The organism is Pseudoalteromonas sp. 2CM28B, from assembly GCF_023161935.1.
This window is the reverse complement of the sequence record NZ_JALNTH010000007.1, coordinates 75,495-99,772: the sequence shown is the minus strand read 5'-3', so window position 1 is coordinate 99,772 and position 24,278 is coordinate 75,495. Positions and strand designations below refer to the sequence as shown.

The window sequence follows — 24,278 nt, the reverse complement described above, 5'->3', positions numbered from 1 at the left end:
ATAATCTAAATAATTCATTATTTTAGTAACTTGGCGCATATTTAGGCGTTTTTAAGTTAACTACTCAGGGTTTTCAGCATGGCATATCAAGAGCAAAATCAAGCAACAATCTATTGGCACGATTATGAGACCTGGGGGGCGAGCCCTCAAAAAGATAAGCCGAGCCAGTTTGCGGGAATTCGTACCGATCTTGATTTAAATATAATTGGCGAGCCGCTTATTGAATATTGTAAGCCGCAGGCGGATTACTTGCCTCACCCTGAGGCGTGTTTAATTACCGGTATTACGCCACAAGTGGCGATGCAAAAAGGTTTGGTTGAGGCTGAGTTTATAGCCAAAATTCATGCTGAATTTAGTGCGCCAAACACCTGTGTGGCTGGTTATAACAGTATTCGCTTTGATGACGAAGTAAGCCGTTATAGCTTTTACCGTAACTTTTACGACCCGTACGAGCGCGAATATAAAAACAATAACAGCCGCTGGGATATTATTGATTTAGTACGTGCGTGTTATGCGCTGCGCCCTGAGGGGATTGAATGGCCGTTAAAAGAAGACGGCAGCCCGAGCTTTAAGCTTGAGCATTTAACGGTAGCTAATGGCATTGAACACGCCGCTGCTCACGATGCGCTAAGCGATGTAACTGCCACTATTGCACTGGCTAAACTTATAAAAGAAAAACAACCAAAGCTTTATAACTTCTTTTTTGGGCTGCGTAATAAAAAAGCGCTTGGCGAGTTAGTTGATGTATTTAACATGACGCCGCTGGTACACACATCATCGCGTATTCCTGCAACGCAGGGCTGTACTACGTGGGTAGCGCCTATGAGCTTTCATCCGGTAAATAAAAACGCGGTTATTTGTTTTGATTTAACCCAAAGCCCGCAAGTATTGCTTGATTTAAACGTAGAAGAGTTACGCAATCGTTTATACACCAAACGCGTTGATTTAGCCGAGGGTGATTTACCTGTTGGTTTAAAATTGGTGCATTTAAACAAGTGCCCTATTTTAGCGCCTGCTAAAACGTTATTGCCTGAAAACGCAGCCCGTTTAGGCATTGACCGCGAGCAATGCCTCGCTAATTTAGCTATTTTAAAAGCCAATACCGAGCTTCGCGATAAAGTAACTGAGGTGTTTAACGAAAAAGGCGATTACAGCGCGACCACTAACGTTGATTACTTACTTTACGATGGCTTTACAAGCCACGCCGACAAAGCTAAATTTGCGATTATTCGCGATGCTAAACCAGACGAGCTAGCGGGCTTAAATTTAGATTTTGAAGATAAAAAATTCAATACATTACTGTTTAGATACCGTGCACGAAACTGGCCAGAAACGCTAAACCAGCAAGAGCTTGACCAATGGCGTCAGTATTGCCAAAACAAGTTAATGCACGGAGAAGATCAACCCTCAATTAGCGCACAAGACTTTATGATCACCCTTGAAAACTTGGCCCATGAGCACGACGACAGCGAAAAAAACCTAACCATTTTAAAGGCTTTGTATAACTACGCGCAAAGCATGTAATTTTCTTTTAGTTTATTTGTATAGCGCATATAAAAACACGACGCTTTAATTACTAAAGCGTCGCGTTTTTGTTTAAATTATTACGGGCTTTGCCCATCACGCCAGCAAGCTGCGCATCTAACTAGGCATACTCAAAACGTTATTTTTTATGCAGTGCTTCAATGCGTGCTAGTAAGCTTGATGTATCGTATCGGCCCCCGCCAAGCGCTTGTACGTCGGCGTAATATTGATCAACCGTTGCAGTCATAGGTAACGTAGCGCCGTTGTTTTTAGCTTCATCAAGCGCGATGCCTAAATCTTTGCGCATCCAATCTACGGCAAAACCAAACTCGTACTCACCTGCCCACATTGTTTTGTAGCGGTTTTCCATTTGCCACGAACCCGCAGCCCCTTTTGAAATGGTTTCAATTACTTTTTCACCATCAAGCCCTGCTTGTTTAGCAAAATGTAAGCCCTCGGCTAAGCCTTGCACTACGCCGGCAATACAAATTTGATTAACCATTTTACATAACTGCCCTGCGCCCACATCGCCTAATAACTGGCTAAAACGGCTATATGCCGCCATTACGGGTTGCACTTTAGTGAAAACAGCTTCGTTACCGCCTGCCATGACTGTAAGCACGCCGTTTTCAGCACCTGCTTGTCCACCTGATACGGGCGCGTCTATAAAATCGATATTTTGCAAGGCTGCTTTTTCTGCTACTTCACGGGCTACTTCGGCCGATGTCGTTGTATGGTCAACCAAAATGCTATTAACGGCCATCCCCGCTAAAACACCATTTTCACCATAAACAACCGCACGTAAGTCATCATCATTACCTACACACATAAATACAATATCAGCATTATTAGCAGCTTCTCGCGGCGTGGTAGCAAAGCTTCCTGCATACTCATCTACCCAGCTTTGCGCCTTTGCTTGAGTGCGGTTATATACACACACATTAAAGCCCGCTTTTGCTAAATGCCCTGCCATTGGGTAACCCATTACCCCTAAACCTATAAATGCAACATTGATTGACATAAAAGTGCCTTATTTTCCTGCTAACTTAGAAACTATGCCCGATTATGTCAATCGGCTGCTTAAAAAGCGAATTAAGTCTTTATAAATTTCCAACGTAAGGAAATAAGTAGGTAACCATGGATAGTATTTATCAATTTAGTGCCCCTTTGTACAACAGCGAAAGCTATGCGCTTAGCCAGCTAAAAGGCAAAACAGTACTTATTGTTAATACAGCAAGTAAGTGTAATTTTTCGGTGCAATTAAGTTCGCTAGAAAAGCTCTATCAAGAATATAAAAATAGCGGTTTCACTATTTTAGCGTTTCCGTGTCATCAATTTGGCCAAAACGAGCCGCTTGATAACCTCGCGATCAAAGACTTTTATCAAGGGCAATTTGACGTGTCGTTCAAAGTGTTTGGTAAGGTCATGGTAAATGGGCCCGAGGCGCATCCGCTGTTTAATTATTTAAAGTCGCATACCCGTGGTATTTCGCAAAACCGCGCAGTAAAGTGGAACTTCACCAAGTTTTTAATTAACCCACAAGGTCAGCTCGTTGCACGTTATGCGCCGCGCACCAAGCCCGAAACGCTTAAACAGGTCATTGAGGCAAACTTACCTAGCGCACTAAACGCTAATAACTTAAATAACGCAAAAATAATACCCAACTTTAATGCATTAAAAGGCGCTTAATTATTCTAAATCAATAAATGGGTGGTTACTCAAGCATGCTTTATTAAACTAGTTTAAGGTTACGTATAATACCAATCAGCAATAATACTTAATCATTTTTAGGGGCTAAACGTGTCGCTATCTGCGTTAAAAAACTCTCATTTACGACTGCATGGATGCAGAAGGTAGAGCAATGCAGGAGCAATTGCCGAGAACAACTAAATAGCGAATTTTTTGCCTTACTATCAACGCGTTTTTACATCCTCAAAATAGATCACTTGATTATGCGCATTGGTATAACAGCTAGGCTTTGGAGTAAATAACATGAACATTGCTTTTTTTAGTACGCAAAAATACGAGCAGCCTTTTTTTGAGCGCAATATTAACAAACACCCTCAAATAGAGATTTGTTACTTTGAGCAAGCACTGAACGAGCAAACAGCACTGCTTGCTAAAGGGTTTGATGCTGTGTGTGTATTTGTAAACGACACAGTTAACGCCCTCGTTATTGAGCACCTTGCTGAGCAAGGAATTAATACTATTTTACTTCGCTGCGCAGGGTTTAATAATGTTGATTTAGTGGCTGCCAAAGCACACAACATTAAGGTATTACGAGTGCCCGCATACAGCCCAGAAGCCGTAGCTGAGCACTGTGTTGCACTTATGCTTACCCTTAGCCGTAAAACACATAAAGCCTATAACCGCGTACGCGAAGACAACTTTGATTTAAACGGTTTATTAGGCTTTAACTTACACGACAAAACAGTTGGCATTATAGGCTGTGGTAAAATTGGCCTTGCCCTTTGTAATATTTTAAATGGCTTTGGCGCGCATGTTTTAGTGTGCGACCCTTATGCAACACCTGGCAATTACACCATTACCGATTTAGATTCGCTGCTTACTAAAAGCGATATAGTTTCACTGCACTGCCCACTGAATGAGCAAACACACCATTTAATAAATGACGATGCATTTAATAAAATGAAACCTGGGGTAATGCTAATTAACACTTCGCGCGGTGCGCTACTTAATAGCAAAGCGTGTATAAATGCGCTTAAAACTAAAAAGCTAGGGTATTTAGGGCTTGATGTGTACGAGCAGGAGTCGGAGCTATTTTTTAAAAACCATAGCGACGAGATAAACCAAGACGATATATTCTCGCGCTTAGTTAGTTTTAAAAACGTATTAATAACTGGCCACCAAGGCTTTTTTACTCAAGAAGCCCTTAGCGAAATTGCCAATACCACCATACAAAACGCAATAGAAATTAATGAACAGAGACCTTTAACCAATGAGGTTTTATAAAGCCGCGGCCCATTAATTTGCTTTACCCGTTTTGCTATTTACATAACGGGTAAAGCTTAAAATACTTCAGCCAAACGCAACGTTTGCAAAAACAAGAGTCATTAATACTGGGCACACAAAACGAATGTATTGAGCAAACCAGTAATGCGTGCCGGTGCTGGCTTTATGAAGCTTATTACCGCGTTTCCACATCCAACCTGCGGTTATAAAATAAAACAGCCCCATAAGTGGTAGTTGGTACTGAGTAAATAGCATGATTACTAAACCAAATAACCACTCAAAGTTTAATATTATTGCACTAGCGCATATTAACACCACTAGGCTAACGGCCCACGTTGCTTTAGTACGATCTACGCGGTGGTTTTCTACTAAAAACGCTACCGGTATTTCTGTGGTAGAAATAGTCGATGTAACCGATGCAATCGACATAAGTACAAAAAACAGTAACCCAATTAGTAAGCCAATTTCGCCCATGGTACTAAAAAGCTCAGGTAAAATAGCAAATATAAGCTGCCCTTCACCTATAAGTTTTCCGCCGCTAAACACCTCTACCCCGTTATGTTGCGCTACATAAATTGCAGGCACTATCAGTAAACCTGCTAAAAATGCCACACTGGTATCAAGTAGTGCAACGCTTGCAGTTAGTTTTGGCAGGTTTGCATCTGGCTGCAGGTACGAGCCATAAATCATCATGCAGCCAACCCCTAATGAAAGCGAGAAAAACGCCTGCCCCATTGCAGCAATAATTAAATTTGGATCAAGCACTTGGCTAAAATTAGGAATTAAATAAGCAGCAAACCCTTCGCTGGCGCCTTCTAAACTGGCTATATAAAAAATTAAGCCTATTAGTAGCACCAATAACAATGGCATTAAACGGCGTGACCAAGTTTCAATCCCTGATTTAACCCCTTTTAAAATAATACTGGCGGTTAAAATAAGCATAAGCGGCGTAAATATAAAATTACGCACCATGGAGTCGCTGTGTAAAAATTCGCTTGCTGCGGTAAAACCAAAAAATGTAGTAATAGGCTCTATCGCGTAAGAGAGCATCCACCCAGCTACAATAGAATAAAAGCTAAGCATAACCACAGCGCCCGCAAGGCCAATATATCCTGCGGCAGCCCCTACTTTTTTGTTGGTATTTTGCCACGCATTACCCAATGCTTTTACTGGGTTTGCTTGCGCTTGGTGGCCTAAATAAAGTTCGGTATAAAGCGCAGGTAGCGCAAGTAAAAATATAACTACAAAGTAAACCAATAAAAATGCACCGCCACCATGGTTGGCCGCCTGCGTAGGAAAACCCCAAATATTACCTAAACCCACTGCTGCGCCTGCAGCGGCTAAAACAAAACCAAAACGGCTTTGAAATCCATCACGCACTTGTGCCATACACCTACAAATTCTGTTATTCTTTGATTATTGTGAATTAAACCATATTTAATGCCAACTGAGTAATAAAATTGCTTTTGGCATAAATAAGCGCTGTTAACCGCTCACAATTACAGCACTCAATTATTTTAAGCGCGTATGACTAACCACTTTTTTAAAAACACCCTAAGTGTTACTCCTTCTTTTTATAGCGATTTACCCCCTAGCAACAATACTATTTTAGTGTTTAATGCCAACACACTTAATGTAGAACACCTTGATTTAACCCAGTACCTAAGCCCATTTGAGCTAAGCGTTATAAATCGTCGTAAACGCATGCAAGCAAAGCAAGAATATCTAGCATCGCGCATATTACTAAAGCAACTTGCAAAGCATACTCAGCCCCAATACGCACACATACCGCTTAATAAAATGAGCACCCACTTTAATGAAGAATGCTCAAAACTGCAGCTCCATATAAACCACACCGTTATAAATACCTGTATTTCGCACTCGCATGGCTTAGTTGGCGTTGCACTTAATGTTACTAAGGCGGAGTTTGGCTTTGATATTGAAAAAAATAACTTAAAACGCCCATTCGAAAAGCTCGCTAAGCATTTTTATCATAAGGCTGAAATTGCCTTAATTACCGCGCCTTTGGCTATAAAAGAGCAAGCTCAGAGCTTTTTTAGAATTTGGACCTTAAAAGAGGCACTCGCTAAAGCAACTAGCCGCCCAATAGCGCAATTGCTTAGCCCAAATGTATTTGATGAATTTTCTTTGTTAAACCTTACAGCATCGAGTAACAGCATAACGGTTGCCAATGAAGAGTTTGATATAAGCGTGGCGCATAAAAAAAGCACCGACTGGCGGTGCTTTATACTTAATAACTTGGATACTGAATAACTTGGCTTTAAAAGCTTAAGCAGCGCTTTCTAATAAGCGGCTGTGTATTGCTTGTACCACGGTATCTGATTCGCTTTGCTCTACTAAAAAGCATAAGTTGTGCTTACTTGCACCATGACAAATTAATCGAATATTAAACTCTTTTAATACGTTCATTAAGTTCATTTCGTGCTGGCGTAGCTGTATTTCAGACCCTATAAGCGCCACTAAGGTTAAGTTATTTTCAACCGATACATGACAAAATTCGGCCAATTTATCTAAACACGCTTGCTCAAGCTCAGGTCGCGAGGCATTAGGCGCGTTATCGAGTGTAATGGCAACACTAATTTCTGAGGTAGTAACTAAATCTACCGATATATTAAATTCACTTAAAATGGTAAATACACGGGCCAAAAAGCCACTTGCTAATAACATTTCTGGGCTTTTAAGCGTTAGCAATATTTGGTTTTTACGCTGCGTAACGGCACGAATACCTGGCTGCTGCGATTTTTCACGCTCAATCCACGTCCCTCCACGTTCCGGTTCGCGGCTAGAGCCTACAAATACATTAATATGGCTACGGCTTGCTGGTAAAATAGTCGCAGGGTGCAATACTTTTGCGCCAAATGTCGCCATTTCTGCGGCTTCATCAAAGCTTAAACGAGCAATTGGCGTTGCCTTAGCGCATAAACGCGGGTCGGTGCTAAAAATACCCACTACATCGGTCCAAATGTGTACACTTTTAGCGTTAATAGCCTCTGCTAATAACGCCGCACTGTAGTCAGAGCCACCGCGACCAAGCGTTGTGGTTTGGCCAAATTCATCACTACCAATAAACCCTTGTGTAACTATTACTTGCTCATCTAATAACGGAATTAACAGATCTTTAGCGGCTTGTGCAGTGGCCGCAACATCGGGCGTTGCTTTACCAAATTGGCTGTCGGTTTTAAGCACTTTGCGCACATCAAACCTATCTGCATTTAAGCCTTTTAAGCGCAGCACTTGAGCAAATAAATAAGACGATAAACGTTCGCCAAAGCTAAGCAGCTCATCGTGTTGTTGATCAGTGGTGAGTGTTTCAAGGGCTAACATTTGAAATGCTTTTAACGTTTCGTTAAAACCTACGGCTAAATCGGCATCAAGTGACAGCTCATCTAAAATAGCCTGTTGAATAGCCAATACGCCATCTATGTGTGCTTGGCGCTGCTCTTTACTAAGGTCGGGTTTGCATAGTGCAACTAAGTGGTTAGTTACGCCGGCACTGGCGCTCACAGCTACAATACGTACGCTTTTATCTGCAACAATAATTTCGCTGCAGCGACTCATCGCTTCAAAGTTTGCAACACTGGTTCCGCCAAATTTGGCAACGATGTAATCTGATTTTGCGCCTGATACTGTTTGTGGCACTGATTGGGTAGTCATTTCGTCTCCTTTCGCGGTATCCAAACCGCTAAAAAACAAGAAGAACTTGGCAAAGGAATGCAAATAAGATGTGTCCGCTGCCAGAAGCTCTCCACCTAAGTTGGTGACAGTTTTGGGGATTCAGCCCCATAAACCGAAAAACACGGTTGACGTAACCTTGTTTTCCTCGGCGAGTACTTCCCTCTTTAATGGTTATGGGCGTTCGTCACCTACCATTAAATACCTAAGTATCGCACCTCTTCTGAATGTTGTATTAACCTGTGGCTAATAAAACAAAAACCCACTGTGTAGCGGGGCTTTGAAAGTTATCGTTTAGACGTCTAGCTGTCAAGGTGTTTTAGTTAATATAACGCGAATAATTTAGCCAAGGTTTACATTGCTGGCTACTTTTACAGCGCTTAATGTAACTCGCCTGTACGCCAGCTAAAAAAATGTGTAAATTAAGCCAGTTAATAACGAGTACTTTTTATTATAAAAATATAAAAACTACGCTCTGCTTTAAGCGTAGTTAACTCATTACTAGGATGTATCACCGCATTATGATCCCAGCTAAAAAGCTGCTTAACACCCTTAGCGAACATTGGGGTGTTTTAGAGCTATTATTTAAACGTTTTAAAATGGCCGACTTTAGCCTCAAAGACGTGCAAAACGCTATTAAGCAAAAACAGCCCACATGGACAAACGAGCGCATTTACAAAGAAACAAACCGTTTGCTCAATCAAGATATACTTATTCCATTGGCTAAATCATCCCAGCTTGAAATAAACCGCGCCATTGCCGATTTTGCGACCTTTTTATTACAAGAAGAACACCTAGGTTTAGCACAAGAAATTAGCGTTTTGGTTGATGATTTAGCACGCCTAGGAAACCGATTAGATAATGCCGGCGAAATAGAAGACTATGACGATTTACGCCGCTATAGCCGCATTATGGATGATCGGGTGCGTAAAATAATGAAGCTTTACGCGCACAACGAAAACGCTATTTTAAACATTGTTGAGCAAGCTAAATCTGATCACGCGGTGCAATCTTTGCAAAAGCGCTACAAAGCGGTAATAGAAGCCTTTGATGAATACATAGAGCCGATGCTTGAAATGGTCGATATTCGCGGTGACTTTCATGCCTGTTTTACACTTATTGAGCAACAAATAAGTAAGCAAATAGAGCACATTGAACGCTCAGGCAAAGCCTACAGCGACAAACGTATGCTTGAGCAATTGCGTACTCGGATACTCGAAATGCATTTAGTTGGCCGAGAAAGCTTACGCAAAAGTGCCGATATGCTTATGCCACTGCGCGAAGAGCTACGCCGTAATAACCTAATTACCCGCCAGGCAGCAAAAGTGCTTGGCCTTGTGCGTAAAAATGGCGTAGACAACATGCTAAGCGCGGTACAACCAAACTTTGTAAGCGATGCGCAGCGTTATTCGCTTGGCCAGCAGCGTCATATAGTTGCCTATATGGCAAGCTTGGTAGAATTTGAACACGAAGAATACCAGCTCCCAGAGCAACAAGACGTGCCGGCATTTGTTACGCCAAACATTCCTGATTACCACGATGTTAAAACAAGCTTTGCAAAACGCTTTAATAAAAAACGTAAAAAGCCCCAGCCATTACTGCAATTTTTAGATGAAAGCTACCCAGAATTAGACGCCGACGAAATGCTATTTTTATATCAAAAACTAGTCAGCGACAGTGAAATTCACATTAGCCAAAGCGATGAAAAGACACGCGTAAAAATTGCCGGCCAGCATTTTTCGTTATACCCATTTAATTCTGCGCCTCAGCCAGATACACAGGCAGACGAGTAACACATGACACATATAAACTTAGACGAGCTTACGCACCTACAAGCCATTAATAAAAAATTAGGTGCGGGTTACCATATTTGCGAACAAGACAACGTAATGTGGCAAGAGCTTGACCAGCACATAGAATCTTACAGCGCCTTATTTAGCGCCCTTGGTCACGATTTAAAACACGACAGCCGCGGCTTTTACTACTTTGCCAGCGACGAAAGCACGCCAAACATGGGGAAAATATCCCGTGCTATAGCACTGACTATTTACATTTTAATTGAGCATTTTGCCAATACGGGTAAAGACCCAATGCGTGCCCTATTTGATGAAGTAAACGATTTAGAACTGATGCAAACCTTAGTGCAAATTAATAAACACTTGTTTGATCAACTTGAGATATTTTCGGGCTCAGATTTACGTAAAGACGTATACCTGCGCATGGTACGTTTAGGCCTTGCCCGCGAAGTAGAAGGCGGCTTTATGTTACAAGCGCCTATTCACCGCTATATTGATGCACTTATGGAAGTAAACGAAGAAACCTACATTACTGAGGACGAGCAATGAAAAACTTATACGGACTAAGTAAACTCGCCCTACTTAATACCGCAGGCTATGCAAAGTGTGTTATTCCGCTTGATAAAAGTAGCTCTATTTGTGCACCAAACAATACCGGTAAAAGCTCGGTTATTAACGCCCTGCAATTTCCGCTAATAAACGATTTGCGCCTAACCGAATGGGACGGGCACGATTTAGATGAAACCCGTAAATTTTATTTTTCATCAGATCAGTCGTACATTTTGCTTGAAGCCAACCTCCCCCATGGCTCGGTGGTTATTGGTGTAGCAGGCCTTGGTAAAATAGCCGGTTACGCGCATCAGTACTTTTGTTATCAAGGCAAACTTGATTTAGCGCAGTACACACAAGGTAATACCATTATTAAGTTTACCAAGCTGTTTAATCATTTAAAAACGCAAGGTTACAACCCTATAGAGCTTAAAGCACAAGAGCTAAACGCCCTACTTACCGGCGGCGCAACCCCTTTTGACGGCGACATTAATTTAAAAATGATCCCGCTTAATAACGTGCAAGACTCCGCCATTTATAAAGAAATTTTTAGGCGTATTCTTAACTTACACAAATTGGGTGCAAGCGATGTTAAACGCTTTATGCTGCGTGTGTTTGAACGCCATATGTCTAACTCTAAAGTGGACTTTTACGAAGTATGGCGTCGCTCGTTTGATAAAGTAAATCGTGCTAAACGCGAATTAAAAGCGCTTGAATCAATGCAAGAGCCAATAACAGCGCTTGAATCAATGCTTGAAAACCAAACCGTGCTTAAAGGTAAGTTAGCAGCCTACGCGCCTAAAATTGATCAAGCATTAATAGACTTTGATACCTACCAAGAACAGCAACTAAGCGAACTAGCCATTGCCCTTGAAGACATAGAGCAGGAAAAACACGAGTTTGAGCAAAAGCAAAGCTTATACGTACAACAATCTCGCGATATAGAGCGCAGGCAAACCCAAATTGAGCAATGGTTTTTAGATTACAGCGCTCTTAAAAGCGAGTTTGAACTGGTAAATAAAGCCACCCTTAAAACCAACCTTGGCCAACTTAAGCAAGACTACGAGTCGCTTTCGCACTCGATTACCAGCGCACAAGGGCAAAGCCTACACACGCTTGATTACCGCATTAGCGAAACTCAAAAGCAAATTAAAAGCTTAAAACTGCAGCTTAAAAACCTTGAGTTTAATTTGTTTACTCGAATGCGCGAAGACCTATCACTTAAAGAAGTAGAAGAAATATCGCGCATTTTAAACCCCGATATACTCTCGTTTGCCACCACCAGCAATGGCGATATAACCATTGATGATGAAGACGCTTTTGGGGAATTTTTATCGCTATTAAGCGAAAACGTTAAAGGCGGTGTACTAACCCTGCCAGGGGCAAGCATTAAACTTAAAAAACTGTCGCCAGTGCAAATGCAAAGCGGCGAAAACAAAGCCCAGCTTAGCGCTCAGCTAGACGCGCTGGAACGCTCGTTAAAAGAGTTTAAACAACAGCGCGAAGTAGCCGCTAACGTGGCCGATAAACAAAAAGAAAAAGATGCACTTTACGATGAGCTAATGAGCGCAGAGAGCGCCCTAAAACGCTTAGAGCAATTTGAGGTAATGCAGCAGTCGGTAGAAGCGCAATCCATGCTAAAAGAGCAGTTATTAGCAGAGCGAGAACAAGTTGACGACTACCTGCAAGACATTCAAAAAAATAGTGGCTCAATTGCAGACAGGCGCTCGTTAATTAAATCTAAGCAAGAGCAAATTAATCGCCAAACCGAGCGCCTACGCCAAGTTAAAAGCGAACGAATTGACCACACGCTTGATTTATACAGCGGTAAAGTAACCCCGTATATGATTGATATAACAGTCGACTTTGATAACCTAAGCGACTTAGTACATCACTTTAATAAAGACTGCCAAGAGCTGCGCAACTTTGACATAAACGTACGTAATACCTATTTGCATGTATATAACGCGGGTATTACTAAATTCGATAACGAAAACGACGAATTTACTAAATACCAAAAGTTGATTAGCGCGTTTCATAACCTTGATAACGAACGCGATGCCGTTGAGCGCCAAGGCCGCGTAGCCCTAACCGAAGTAGCCGCCACAATTAAAGGCTTGCGTGAAGACTTAGACCGCCTTCGCCGCGAAATGAACAGCTTTAATAAAGGGATAAGCCAGCACCGTATTTCTAACCTTCAAGCGTTTAAAATTAACGTAATACCGCGCAAAATGCTGGTTGATAGTATTGATACCATTATCAGCACGTCGCATCAGTTTGAACAAGGCGACACCCTTGATTTATTAAGCCAAGAACCTTACAGCGAAAGCGCGGTAAACGAAGCAAAAGATCACCTAATAAAACTTGCCTCCGACAAAGCAGGCCTTACATTAACTGATTTATTTGATATTCGTTTTGAAGTGGTTAACCGCGCTGGCGAAACCGAACACTTTGAAAAAATAGACTCAGCTGGCTCAAACGGCACACGTATTACTATTAAGTTATTATGTGGCATGTTGTTTATTCGTTACTTATTAAGCGATCAGGAACAAAACCTTTACCGTATACCTATTTATATTGATGAAGCGGCTGATATCGACCCGCAAAACCAAAAAGCAATCATAGAAACGGCACTGAGCTTTGGCTTTGTGCCAATTTTTGCCTCGGTTAAACCGCAGGTAAGCTGTGATTACATTGTACCTATTCGTTCAGTAAAAGATGGCGCCCAAAACTGGGTAGACGAAAAAGACTGGATTGAAGTTGAACACAATTAATTGGCCGTTAAGGCAAACCAACTAAACTAAAATATAGGACGTTAAACTAATACACATTTAAACGATGTGTGTTATTTTAAATTAACGCATTTTATTGGAGCAAAGGTAATGAAAAATATACTTATTGTTGCAGCGCTGACATTACTTACAGCCTGTACGCAAACCCCAGACTGGGATTACGACAAATCAGCCAACTTTAGTAATTTTAAAACATTTGCTTGGGTAGAAAACGCGAGCCTAACCAAAGACACCACAAACTACCAAATTAACGGCTTAATGGAAAAACGTGTACGTACTGCCGTTAATAAAGAGCTTAGCCAAACATTAGGTATGAGCTTAGTAGACCCAGCCCAAGCTGACGTACTAGTTAACTACCATGCATCGGTAGATAAAGAGCTAGAAGTAGACAGCTTTAACGTAGGCTACGGCGCACGTTGGGGATACTGGGGTACGGGCTTTCAACGCGATATTAGCGCCCGTGAATACGAAGTGGGTACTTTGGTGATTGATATTATTGACCGCGAATCAAACCAACTTGTATGGCGCGGCGCAAAAGAAGGCCGTTTAAAGAAAAAACAATCGCCTGAACAACGCGAAGCATCAATTAAAGAAACAGTCGCTAATATTTTAAGCAACTTCCCGCCGCAAAAGCAGCATTAAGTTAAAATTAGCGTTAAATAAGTTTTAAAAAGCTCACATTATGTGAGCTTTTTTGTGGGTGTTTATTTTTGGGACTTCAGATTTAAATAATTATGAGCTGCGCTCATCACGTCAGCAAGCTGCACGTCTACAACTATTCCGAGCTAAATTTAAGTTATAGGGACTAATTATTTGAGCAAGAAAGTGAAGCTTTAAATTATGTATAATTTTTCTAATATAATTTAAGTGTGAGCCTACCTAGAGTAGCGTTGACAGTAATATCTTTGTAAATAGTTTTTAGCAGAAAACACTTACACCACTTCCAAAGACTGGTATTTACAGTAAACCGCTGATCAAGCTATATTGATTTTAAAGTACTAAGAGAAATTAAAAAGGTTAAATAAAGGATTAAAATGAAACCTACATGGCCTAGTTGCCATAATAAGATCAAAAGTACGGAAATAAAAAACACTAATAAAAAAGGGATATTTTTTGAAGTCGAGTGCCCATATTGTCAAACATGGATACGTTTGAATAAAACACAAGAAATTATAAAAGCTGCTGGAATATCACTTTTTTTAATAACTAGCCTGCTAAATATTTTCAGTATTCAAAGTGAATATAGTTTAGTTTTCTCAACCGTAGGCTTTGTCGGTATATTTATAGCTATGATTATTACTTTTTTTGGTAAACATGAAGCAACCAAATAATAAAAAAACAAAAAAGAAGCCAAAAATAAAACACGCTAATATTAGTAATACCAGAATGTTATTAAATCAAATAGCATTCTCCTTGTTTTTTTTAGCTATAGGCTCCTTATCTATCATAATCGCAGTCAAATCTATATACGACGGTTATGTACTTACACCAACAGATTATCGAGTTGAATCTGAGGTTTATTTTTTCTCTACCTCTCCATTTGCTTATCTTTTTAACCTTTTTTTTTACTTAGGGTGTGGGATCTTTTTTTTAGCAGTACCGTACCTAATCAGAGACATGTTTCCGCGTAAAAAAGAGAAAAAGCTAAGCAAAAAAGCTCAAAGAAAAAATAAACAATAGTTTTTATTAACTCGTTTTGTATTTATACAATAACTCAAAAGGTATATGGCAATAGTCATCTGGGTGGTTGGTTAAACGGTCTTGATGCTCAGGATCGCTTGGTACGTAATTAGTTAGCGGCTCTACCTGTACAGCGATTTTATCAGCATCGCTGCGCTTTTTGATATAGTTGTTTGCTGCCTCTAAATGGCTTTGGTGTTTGCTGTAAATAGCAGTGCGGTATTTAGGGCCTACGTCATCCCCTTGTTTATTAATGCTGTATGGGTCAATAATTTCAAAAAAGTAGTCAAACAGCTTATTTAGGCTAACGGCGTTTAGGTCAAAAATTACCTTTACGCATTCTGCGTAACCATCGTATTCGCCATCTGTAGTTTTACTTAAACCATTAGCGCGCCCTGCCTGTGTGCTAACAACACCTGGCAAATGCTTCATAAACTCTTGTACGCCCCATAGGCAGCCACCAGCAAAGTAAATAGTATTGTGTTCTTTAATATCCATTATAAATGTTACCTAATGAGAAAAGTGTGAATGGTTATCAAATGCAGATATTAACAAATTAATGTACAATCGCGCACAGAATTACTGCTGTTACATTTGGCTATTTTATCATGCCCAAATATAAGCTTTGAAATTAATTGTAACCGCAGCTACAAATAAAAAAACGATGAGAAACACATGAACCGCACACCACACATTATACTGCCTGCACTTTTATGCAGTGTTACCCCATTTGTTTATGCTAATACGTTATCTGATGAGTCTTCAATCGAGCAAATAACAGTGGAGGCTTCGCCTACTGCGAATAAACTGCCTGTAGGTACATTTGACTCGCCTATTTCTAATTTAGAATACGATCCGCGTGTAGATCTTCAATCACGAAATATGGCTGAGGCACAAGCTGATGTAACTATTCGTGGCGGTATTTTTGAAAACACCGGCTTTAGAGTAGGCAGTGCTACCCTGCTTGACCCGCAATCTGGTCATTATTTTGCTGAAATTCCCATTGCACCGCAAATGCTAAGCGGCCCAGCAGTTTTAACCGGTGCCGATAACGCACTGTACGGTATGAACAGCTCTGTAGGTACGGTTTCGTTTGGTTGGAAACCGATTATTACTGGCGGTAGTGTATCGCTTGGTACTGGTACGAACGACTTTAATCTTCAAAGCATTCATGCTGCTAAAAACACACAACTTGATAGCTTAGCTGACTATACCTTAGGTTTTGAAGGTGAATATTCTCACTCGCAAAGTGATGGCACTATTGATAATGGTGACCATGACTTTTCGCGCGCCTCAGCTCGCGTGCAATTGGCAAGTAAGAATAGCCAAACCGATTTATTTTATGGCTCGCAAGATAAGTTTTTTGGCTGGCCTAACTTGTATACCCCTTTTGGCGTTAACGAAACTGAAGATTTAGAAACCCGCCTTTGGATGCTTAATCACAAACAAAATTACGCTGAAAACAGTAATGTTGAAGTATCGGCGTATTACCGCACCCATGACGATCACTATATTTACTCGCGCGAAAACCCAAGTGCATTTGAAGCGTTTCATAAAAGTGAAGTTAAATCGCTTGCTCTTTCGGGCCGCCATGCACAAAGCAATGCATTTGCAATCAATTACTCAGCACAATTTATTGATGACTCGATTGAATCAACCACACTTGAAAACAATTTCACCTCACGAAAATATTATAAGCTGAGCGTATTGCCCCAATACACAATGGCGCTAAAGGCTAACCAACAGCTTATTTTTCGTTTAGGGGCGGCGTATGACGATACAAACCGTGATGATGCTGAAGTATCAGCTATAGGTGATATAACCTTAAATACCCAAAATAATGACGGCACAGCGCAAAGTATTTATTTATCATACGCGCAGGCAAGCCAAGTTGCAGGCTACACAGCCATTGGCGGCAGCGATTCTGGTGGATTATTTAGAAGTAACTACAACCTTGAGCGCGAAACTACTTCAAACTTAGAGCTAGGTTTATTACTTGAAGAGCAAAGTTGGCAGTTGAATTCGGCTATTTTTTATCGAAAAGATAATAACTTAACCGATTGGACCTTTAATTTTGATTCTACCTCGGCGCGCTTTGCAAACCCGGTTGATATTGATACTGCAGGGGTTGAATTTTTAGCGACTAAGCACTTTGATACAGCAAAACTTATTGCTAGCTACACCTATTTACATAAATCAGAGAACTACGGCGCAACCGATATTGATGCCAGTTTTTACGCGTTAAACTTCCCCGATCACCGTTTAACACTCGGCGCTGTGTATAACCCAACTGATATTTTAGAATTTAGAATAGATAACGAATGGCGTACACAACACAAAAACGCGCTTAGAAACGGCGACGACAACGCGCTTTTTACCCAACTCACGCTTAAAATAACCCCGCCTCAGATAAGCAATTTATTTATTACTTTAGCGGCAGATAAGGTATGGGATGAGTCGTTTGAAGAAATACCTGGTACACCAGGGCGCGGTGAGCAATATACGCTAAGCGCAACGTATAGTTGGTAAAATTAAAGCGGCGTTTACAAACTCAATTTATACTTTGATTTGTAGACGCTGTGTTTATTGATACAAAAGCATAGTTTTTATGCAAAAAATATTGCACAAAGAGAAGCGAATGAGGAGTAAATGAGAAAACAAAAGCCAACTACTGCTTAAAGTTAATCTCTTCCTCTAAAAGCGCAGCGCCTCTTGCCCTCTTTGTGAGTTACTCACTTTATGGCCTTAAGCCAGTAAAAGCAGCACAAAGAGAAACGAATAAGCAGTAAATGAGAAAACAAAAGCCAACCAATACTTAAAATCAATCTCTCCCTCTAAAAGCCCCGCGCCTCTTGCCCTCTTTGTAAATAATCCACTTTTACAGGCTTTGCCTGTCACGTAAGCAAGCTTCACGTCTACAAAACAACCATATATCTACACGTTTGCGGTAGACGCAGAGCTTGCTCGCGTGAACAGCGCAGCTTTTAATTACTTAAAAAATTACTCAGTAATAGATAAATGTAAATATATGTGTATTAACTTCGTAAGCTAGGTTAACTGCTCAAGTTCGGTAATAAGCGCTAGAGCCTCTGCATTAGTTGACCCACATACATCGCGCGTGGCGCTAAAATCGCTACATACTTTAGGACGGCTTTCATCGCCAAATAGTTTACATAAATTGTTCTCATCAAGCTGAATACAACGCTCTCCGGCTTTTTTACCGTTTGGCATACCTGGTATTGGCGAGCTAATACTCGGTGCAATGCAACATGCGCCGCAGCCTAAGCGACATGCCATAGGCTCTGTTTTCATAAATACCTCTGTTAGTTAAAGCCAGGCCTTTGTATTTAAATTTACACCCTGCCTAGCCCATTATTCATCTGTAATACACATATGTAATGCTTTGTTACATCTTAAAACGCCTTGTAAACACTTTATTGCGTATTATTGCCTTGTCACCAAATATATGAAGGAATGCCTTGTGGCTACTAAAAAACAAATTTTATTACCAGTCGCGGTTTTAGCAGCCGGGATTGCACTCGCTTTTGGCCTTTCAGCCATGAAAACGCCACCAGAAGAAAAACCAGAACAAGACACTCGCCCACTTGTTGCTGCGCAAAACGTAAACATTGATGCAATAACGCTCGATGTTAAATCGTACGGCGTAGTAAAACCTAAAGACCGTACAGAGCTGGTTGCACAAGTAAGCGGGCAAGTTATTTCAGTAGCCGAACAATTTGTTGAAGGCGCGTTTGTAAAGCAAGGCGATATTTTAGCACGAATTGATCCAAATGATTACGAGGCCGATTTAATTGAGGCCGAAGCAGGCCTTGCCCAAGCAAGTTCAGCGCTTGAAATAGAACGCGCGCAAGCTCACGTAGCTAAAGCCGAATGGGAGCGTATTAAATCAGACTCAAGCGATGCAATTGCATCAGAGCTTTATTTACGTAAACCACAACTTGCAGAAAAAATGGCAAACTTTCGCTCTGCCCAAGCCCGTGTAAAACGCACTAAACGTAATTTAGAACGCACGTACATCAAAGCCCCTTACGACGCTATAATAAATCAACGCACCATTAGCTTAGGCTCAGTGGTTAGTGCGGGTAGCAAGTTTGGCGAGCTAAGCGCTACCTCAGTTGCAGAGGTACGTTTACCAGTTGCAGATAAAGAGCTGCAATACTTAGATAACGGCGGTATTGGCGCGTTGGTTACACTTAACGCTGAATTTGCCGGCAAACAAACAACATGGCAAGCCAAGGTTGTACGAAGCGAAGGTGTGGTAGATCAAACCAGCCGTATGAGCTATTTAGTTGCTCAGTTACCAACTCCGTACGCTGATAACACCAAACCACTGCGTTTTGGCTCTTATATAAATGCCACCATAAAAGGCCGCGCGCTTGATAACGCGATTATAGTGCCGCACCATTTAGTTAAAAATAACAAAATTGCTATTTTAAACGACGATCACACCCTGAGTTTTAAAACGCTTAATATTGTACGTGAACAAAACGGTATGGTGATTGCAAACCAAGGCTTAAACAGTGGTGAGCAACTAATTACCTCTGCCCTTGAATACCCAACAGAAGGCATGGCGGTTAAGCTAGAAGGCACTGAGCCTAAAAGCGATGTGACTCAATTAGCACTTAAAGAGGATACACCATGAGTACCTCAGAAAAAGGCTTAATTGCTTGGTTTGCACGTAACCCAGTGGCGGCAAACCTCATCATGATTTTTATACTTATTGGCGGGCTTTTAACGGCGCTGACAATTCGTAAACAGGCATTCCCGCAGTTTGAAAGTAACTGGGTGAGTATTCAAGCGGTATACCCAGGCGCAGCCCCGCAAGAGGTTGAAGAAGGTATAACGATAAAAATTGAAGAAAACCTTGAAGGTACCGAGGGTATAAAACGTTTAATCACTTACTCTAACCGAGGTTATGCGCAAGCGTGGGTAGAAATAGAAGAAAAATACGACCTACAAGAAGCCCTAGACGAAATAAAAGCGCAAGTTGATTCTATCAATACCTTTCCGGCAGGAATGGAGCGCCCTGTTATTCAGCGTGAAAAATTTCAGCAAGAGGTGATGATCCTCGCGCTTTATGGCGACATGAGTTACTACCAGCTTAAAGAGCTAGGTAACGACATAAAAGATGAACTACTCGCCTTACCTGGCGTTAATTTAGTCGACTTTTACAGTGGCCTAGATTACGAAATAGGCATAGAAATAAGCCCCGACAAACTACGTGAATATGGCCTAACTTTTAGAGATGTTTCAAGTGCGGTGCAAAATTTTTCTACCAATATGTCGGCAGGGCAAATTCGCTCTGACACTGGCTATATTTCAATGCGTGTTGAAAAACAAGCCTACCGTGGTGGTGAATTTGCAAAGCTTCCGCTTATAACGCTTGCCGATGGCGCACAGATTAACTTAGGCGATGTAGCAACGATTAATGATGGTTTTGAAGAAGGCTTACTTTACTCTAAATATAACGGTAAAAACTCACTCACGTTTGAAGTAGATGCCTCTAAAGATCAAGACATTACCGATGTAGCTAAAATTCTTAAAGGCTACATGGCAGAAAAACAATCAAAGCTTCCACAAGGCGTAAAGCTCTCCCCTATTGTTGATTTAACTTACTACCTTGAAGGTCGACTCGATATGATGATCGACAACATGGTATGGGGCGGTATTTTAGTAATGATAGTGCTGGCACTGTTTTTACCGCTGCGTTTAGCTTTTTGGGTAATGATGGGCTTACCCGTTTCATTTTTAGGTGCCTTTTTGTTTATGCCAATTGGCTTTTTAGACATCACCATAAACATGGTGTCGTTATTTGCCTTTATTATTGTTCTCGGCATTGTGGTCGACGATGCCATAGTCGTGGGTGAGTCTGCCAGTGCCGAAATAGAAAAACACGGCCATAGCCTTGATAATGTTATTCGCGGAGTTAAGCGCGTTGCAATGCCTGCCACTTTTGGTGTTTTAACCACTATCGCGGCGTTTTTACCGCAAGCTATGGCATCGGGCCCAGGCGCTGCGTTTTCTAAAGCCATTGGTGTGGTTATTATATTGTGTTTGATTTTCTCGCTGATTGAATCAAAGCTAATATTACCTGCGCATATTGCAGCCATGAACCCACGTAAACCTAACCCTAAAAACCCATTACATAAACTGCGTAATGTGGTTGATAGTGGCTTAAAACACTTTGTACAAAACTATTACACGCCTTTTATAGGTCATTGTATACATTATCGTTATACCGTAATTATTGGCTTTTTATGTATATTAATAGTCAGTGCAGGTATGTTTGCAGGCGGCTTAGTTAAGTTTGTGCCTAACCCTAAAATACCGCATGATTTTCCGCGTATTACGCTTGAAATGAACCTGGCCTCTTCGGAGCAAGCCACCCTTGAAACGGCCCGTAAAATAGAAGATGTATTACTCAAAGTAGATAAAGAGCTTGAAGAGCAATACGGCCAAAGCATGATCCGCGATTTATCGGTAAGCCTACGCGGGCGTACTCAAGCAAACATTATGGCTATTTTAGTAGAGCCACACTTGCGCCCTATCGACACCTTTGCATTAAGCACTTTGTGGCGCGAGCAAATGCCCCCGCTTCCAGGTGTTAAAACGCTTAATATTCAAGATAATATTTTTAGCGGCGGACGTGATGACGGCGACGTAAGTTTTAGGCTACAAGGCAAAGATGCCGATGAGCTAAAAGAAGTAGCTGGTAAACTAAAAGCTAAACTACAAAGCATGGAAGGTGTAGGCGATGTAAACGACTCACTGCAAAGTGCCACCGACGAAGTACAGCTTGATTTAAAACCTCTGGCCTACAGCATGGGACTTACACTTGCCGACGTTGCATCGCAAGTAAGCTTTAGTTACTACGGATTAGAAGCACAGCGTATTTTACGCGAAGGCGAAGAAATTAAAGTAATGATACGCTACCCAGAAAGCGAGCGTAACTCAATTAGCAACATTCAAAATGCGCGTATTATTACCCCAACCGGCGCAGAAGTACCGTTAAGCGAAGTAGCCGAAGTTAGGCTAGTAGATGGTGTAAACCGTATTCGCCGTGAAAATTCAAACCGTACTGTTAATGTCTGGGCAGCAGTAAATACTGACCAAGTTGAGCCGTTTGCTATTGCACAAGAAATTCGCGATACCTATTTACCTTCACTGCTTAAAAGCTACCCAGGCGTTAAAAGTAATGTGGCTGGGCGCGTACAAGAAGAAATGGACAGCGCCGATGAGCAGTTACGCGACTTTGCTATATCGTTGATGATTATATTTGCCTTATTGGCCATTCCGCTTCGCTCTTACTCGCAGCCGCTTATTATTATGTCGGTTATTCCATTTGGTGTAGTAGGTGCAATGTTTGGTCACGTAATATTAGGTATGACTATGAGCGGGCTGTCTATGTTTGGCATCATTGCTGTAGCGGGCATAGTCGTAAACGACTCCCTCGTAATGGTTGATTTTGTAAATAAAGCACGCGCAGAAGGCATGGCCGTAAAACAGGCCGTTATGCAAGCCGGTGCAAAGCGCTTTAGAGCTATATTGCTTACCTCAATCACTACATTTATTGGTGTAATGCCAATTATTATGGAAACCAGCTTACAGGCTAAAATAGTTATTCCTATGGCGGTATCGCTGGCCTTTGGTGTGCTATTTGCCACGGTAATTACTTTAATACTTATACCTTGCCAATACGTAGCACTAGAAGACGCTAAGCGCCTTACCCGTAAGCTACTTGGTAAATCGCAACCTATAAGTATTCAACCGGCACCCACTGCCAAATAATTAAAGTTTCTCTCCCAACCATTAAAGCTCGGCCTAATACGCCGAGCTTTTTATTGCCTAAATATTGCACTGCGTTATTAATAGTTTTTATAAAGTGTTTCAAATAAATTATGGATAATTATTTTAATTATATCAGCGTATTATGCGCCCTCAATTTAAAGCATCGCTAACGCATTATAATTTTATTGCTTAGCATTAAGCTCACACCGCAATGGTTTTGAGCCGCTTGTCAGTTAAGTGCCCTCCACTTAGCTCTAATAACGAGGGCGTGTTGACCTTTGGCGTTTGAATTTGCAGCAGTATGTTTGGTTTTTAGGCAAGGCAGAGCCTATGAAGTGTGGTTACTCCCCATAAATGGGCGATAACGTAGCATAAATGCCAAACATACGCTGCCCTTTGGGTTCTGCCTAGGGGCGATAAACTCTTTGTTGCCTACATGGATGTAGGTAAGGGGCGTGAGCAGGACGCGGAAGCTTTGCTCGGTTTTTACTTATTCTTAATGGATGTAAGTCATTAGAATAACGCAGGAGCAGTTATCGAGCCCACTAGGTTACAAACCTCGCGCCGCGATTTGATCGCCCCTAGATTGAACAAATCTCAATCCGCAAAGATCAACACGCCCTATACACGTAAATTTAAAACACCTAAACATACTGCTATCCGCTTAAAGCGCTATGGCATCTAGTTTATTTATGCACCCTAAGGAACCCTATGTTTGATTTAATAAGCAAACGCAGCGCTAATTTTAAAAATGATGTATTAGCCGGCTTAACCGCTGTGCTTACGCTCATTCCCGAAGCCGTTGCGTTTACCTTTGTAGCGGGAATTGACCCAATGATGGGACTTTATGGCTCGTTTTTTGTTGGCTTTATTACCGCCGTGTTTGGCGGCCGCCCTGGTATGATTTCGGGTGCTGCTGGCTCTATGGCTGTAGTCACCACCGCCTTTATTATTATGTTTGGACTCGAGTACTTGTTGGCCGCCGTGGTATTAACCGGTGTGCTGCAAGTTGTGTTTGGCGCTTTTAAAATGGGCAAATTTATTAGGCTGTTACCTCACCCTGTAACGCTTGGCTTTGTAAATGGCTTAGCTATTGTGATTGGTATGGCGCAATTTGGCCAATTTAAAGAAAACGTTCGCGTAGTTTACGATAAGCAACACGATATGTTTACCTACGCAGGTGATTGGATGCAACTAACCAGCCCAGCTATGCTTACCATGATGGGGCTAATTGCGTTAACCATGGCAATTGTGTATTTTTTACCGCGCTATACTAAAGCAATTCCTGCCCCTCTTGCTGCAATAGCAGTGTGTACGGCGCTGGTCACCTTTACGCCACTTGAGTCCAGAGTCTGCCAAGTTATTGCAAAAAGCCGGTGATTTGGTTGAGGTTAACATTGTTGAAGACCCTAAATACCCTGTAGCCAACGACGCTATGGCGTAACACGTCACTTAGGTAACT

Annotated in this window: 19 protein-coding genes and 1 riboswitch; of the genes, 14 read left to right on the top strand and 5 right to left on the bottom strand. The window is 41.5% G+C overall.

Features of this window, described 5'->3' with window-relative positions; translation table 11 throughout:
* Window positions 1-78: 78 nt before the first annotated feature.
* Window positions 79-1,524: an exodeoxyribonuclease I gene (gene sbcB / locus MTN96_RS12020; RefSeq protein WP_248531721.1), complete on the top strand. Its 1,446-nt coding sequence runs from the start codon at window positions 79-81 to the stop codon at window positions 1,522-1,524.
* A 139-nt stretch (window positions 1,525-1,663) separates the two neighbouring features.
* On the opposite strand, the gene MTN96_RS12015 is transcribed toward sbcB, so the two are convergent.
* Window positions 1,664-2,545, bottom strand: a complete 882-nt coding sequence (locus MTN96_RS12015) for an NAD(P)-dependent oxidoreductase (RefSeq protein WP_029773952.1) — start codon at window positions 2,543-2,545, stop codon at window positions 1,664-1,666.
* Between the two features lie 116 nt (window positions 2,546-2,661).
* On the opposite strand from MTN96_RS12015, the gene MTN96_RS12010 reads away from it, so the two are divergent.
* Entirely contained in the window at window positions 2,662-3,213 is a 552-nt protein-coding gene (locus MTN96_RS12010) for a glutathione peroxidase (RefSeq protein ID WP_248531719.1), read from the top strand.
* Window positions 3,214-3,516: 303 nt separating this feature from the next.
* Window positions 3,517-4,497 (top strand): 2-hydroxyacid dehydrogenase, encoded by a 981-nt coding sequence (locus tag MTN96_RS12005; RefSeq protein ID WP_248531717.1) that lies wholly within the window; start codon window positions 3,517-3,519, stop codon window positions 4,495-4,497.
* Between the two features lie 66 nt (window positions 4,498-4,563).
* On the opposite strand, the gene MTN96_RS12000 is transcribed toward MTN96_RS12005, so the two are convergent.
* Window positions 4,564-5,886 (bottom strand): sodium-dependent transporter, encoded by a 1,323-nt coding sequence (locus MTN96_RS12000; protein WP_004587706.1) that lies wholly within the window; start codon window positions 5,884-5,886, stop codon window positions 4,564-4,566.
* 138 nt (window positions 5,887-6,024) lie between these two features.
* Here MTN96_RS12000 and MTN96_RS11995 point away from each other — a divergent pair, with 138 nt between their 5' ends.
* Window positions 6,025-6,771 carry a 4'-phosphopantetheinyl transferase superfamily protein gene (locus MTN96_RS11995; RefSeq protein ID WP_248531715.1) on the top strand — a complete coding sequence of 249 codons (747 nt, stop codon included), beginning with the start codon at window positions 6,025-6,027 and terminating at the stop codon, window positions 6,769-6,771.
* A 15-nt stretch (window positions 6,772-6,786) separates the two neighbouring features.
* On the opposite strand, the gene lysC is transcribed toward MTN96_RS11995, so the two are convergent.
* Window positions 6,787-8,172 carry a lysine-sensitive aspartokinase 3 gene (gene lysC / locus MTN96_RS11990; RefSeq protein WP_055255752.1) on the bottom strand — a complete coding sequence of 462 codons (1,386 nt, stop codon included), beginning with the start codon at window positions 8,170-8,172 and terminating at the stop codon, window positions 6,787-6,789.
* Window positions 8,173-8,248: 76 nt separating this feature from the next.
* Window positions 8,249-8,421, bottom strand: a riboswitch (Lysine riboswitch).
* 290 nt (window positions 8,422-8,711) lie between these two features.
* Here lysC and MTN96_RS11985 point away from each other — a divergent pair.
* The 6 genes from MTN96_RS11985 (at window position 8,712) to MTN96_RS11960 (ending at window position 15,007) form a co-directional block, all read left to right on the top strand.
* Window positions 8,712-9,983: a hypothetical protein gene (locus tag MTN96_RS11985; protein WP_096041534.1), complete on the top strand. Its 1,272-nt coding sequence runs from the start codon at window positions 8,712-8,714 to the stop codon at window positions 9,981-9,983.
* Window positions 9,984-9,986: 3 nt separating this feature from the next.
* Window positions 9,987-10,535 carry a hypothetical protein gene (locus MTN96_RS11980; RefSeq protein ID WP_024033404.1) on the top strand — a complete coding sequence of 183 codons (549 nt, stop codon included), beginning with the start codon at window positions 9,987-9,989 and terminating at the stop codon, window positions 10,533-10,535.
* The gene (locus MTN96_RS11975) at window positions 10,532-13,309 is read left to right on the top strand and encodes an ATPase (protein WP_248531713.1); all 2,778 of its coding nucleotides are present in this window, start codon (window positions 10,532-10,534) and stop codon (window positions 13,307-13,309) included. Before MTN96_RS11980 ends, MTN96_RS11975 begins: the two co-directional genes overlap by 4 nt.
* A 108-nt stretch (window positions 13,310-13,417) precedes the next feature.
* Entirely contained in the window at window positions 13,418-13,969 is a 552-nt protein-coding gene (locus MTN96_RS11970; protein WP_248531711.1) for a DUF4136 domain-containing protein, read from the top strand.
* A gap of 392 nt (window positions 13,970-14,361) precedes the next feature.
* Window positions 14,362-14,658, top strand: coding sequence for a hypothetical protein (locus tag MTN96_RS11965; protein ID WP_248531709.1), 297 nt, complete (start codon window positions 14,362-14,364; stop codon window positions 14,656-14,658).
* Window positions 14,642-15,007: a hypothetical protein gene (locus MTN96_RS11960; RefSeq protein ID WP_248531707.1), complete on the top strand. Its 366-nt coding sequence runs from the start codon at window positions 14,642-14,644 to the stop codon at window positions 15,005-15,007. The genes MTN96_RS11965 and MTN96_RS11960 overlap by 17 nt, the downstream gene beginning before the upstream one ends.
* Before the next feature lie 6 nt (window positions 15,008-15,013).
* Here MTN96_RS11960 and MTN96_RS11955 read toward each other — a convergent pair whose 3' ends face one another.
* Window positions 15,014-15,505, bottom strand: a complete 492-nt coding sequence (locus tag MTN96_RS11955) for a peptide-methionine (S)-S-oxide reductase (RefSeq protein ID WP_248531705.1) — start codon at window positions 15,503-15,505, stop codon at window positions 15,014-15,016.
* Between the two features lie 177 nt (window positions 15,506-15,682).
* Between MTN96_RS11955 and MTN96_RS11950 the strand changes: the two genes are divergently transcribed.
* Window positions 15,683-17,536 (top strand): TonB-dependent siderophore receptor, encoded by a 1,854-nt coding sequence (locus MTN96_RS11950; protein WP_248531703.1) that lies wholly within the window; start codon window positions 15,683-15,685, stop codon window positions 17,534-17,536.
* Window positions 17,537-18,055: 519 nt separating this feature from the next.
* On the opposite strand, the gene MTN96_RS11945 is transcribed toward MTN96_RS11950, so the two are convergent.
* Window positions 18,056-18,319: a YkgJ family cysteine cluster protein gene (locus MTN96_RS11945; protein WP_029774574.1), complete on the bottom strand. Its 264-nt coding sequence runs from the start codon at window positions 18,317-18,319 to the stop codon at window positions 18,056-18,058.
* Between the two features lie 169 nt (window positions 18,320-18,488).
* On the opposite strand from MTN96_RS11945, the gene MTN96_RS11940 reads away from it, so the two are divergent.
* From MTN96_RS11940 to MTN96_RS11930, 3 genes are all read left to right on the top strand, one after another.
* Window positions 18,489-19,670 (top strand): efflux RND transporter periplasmic adaptor subunit, encoded by a 1,182-nt coding sequence (locus MTN96_RS11940; protein WP_154945952.1) that lies wholly within the window; start codon window positions 18,489-18,491, stop codon window positions 19,668-19,670.
* Window positions 19,667-22,816 (top strand): efflux RND transporter permease subunit, encoded by a 3,150-nt coding sequence (locus MTN96_RS11935; protein ID WP_154945953.1) that lies wholly within the window; start codon window positions 19,667-19,669, stop codon window positions 22,814-22,816. The genes MTN96_RS11940 and MTN96_RS11935 overlap by 4 nt, the downstream gene beginning before the upstream one ends.
* Window positions 22,817-23,527: 711 nt before the next feature.
* Complete coding sequence (locus MTN96_RS11930; protein ID WP_248531701.1) at window positions 23,528-24,196, top strand: SulP family inorganic anion transporter; 669 nt, start codon at window positions 23,528-23,530, stop codon at window positions 24,194-24,196.
* Window positions 24,197-24,278 lie beyond the last annotated feature (82 nt).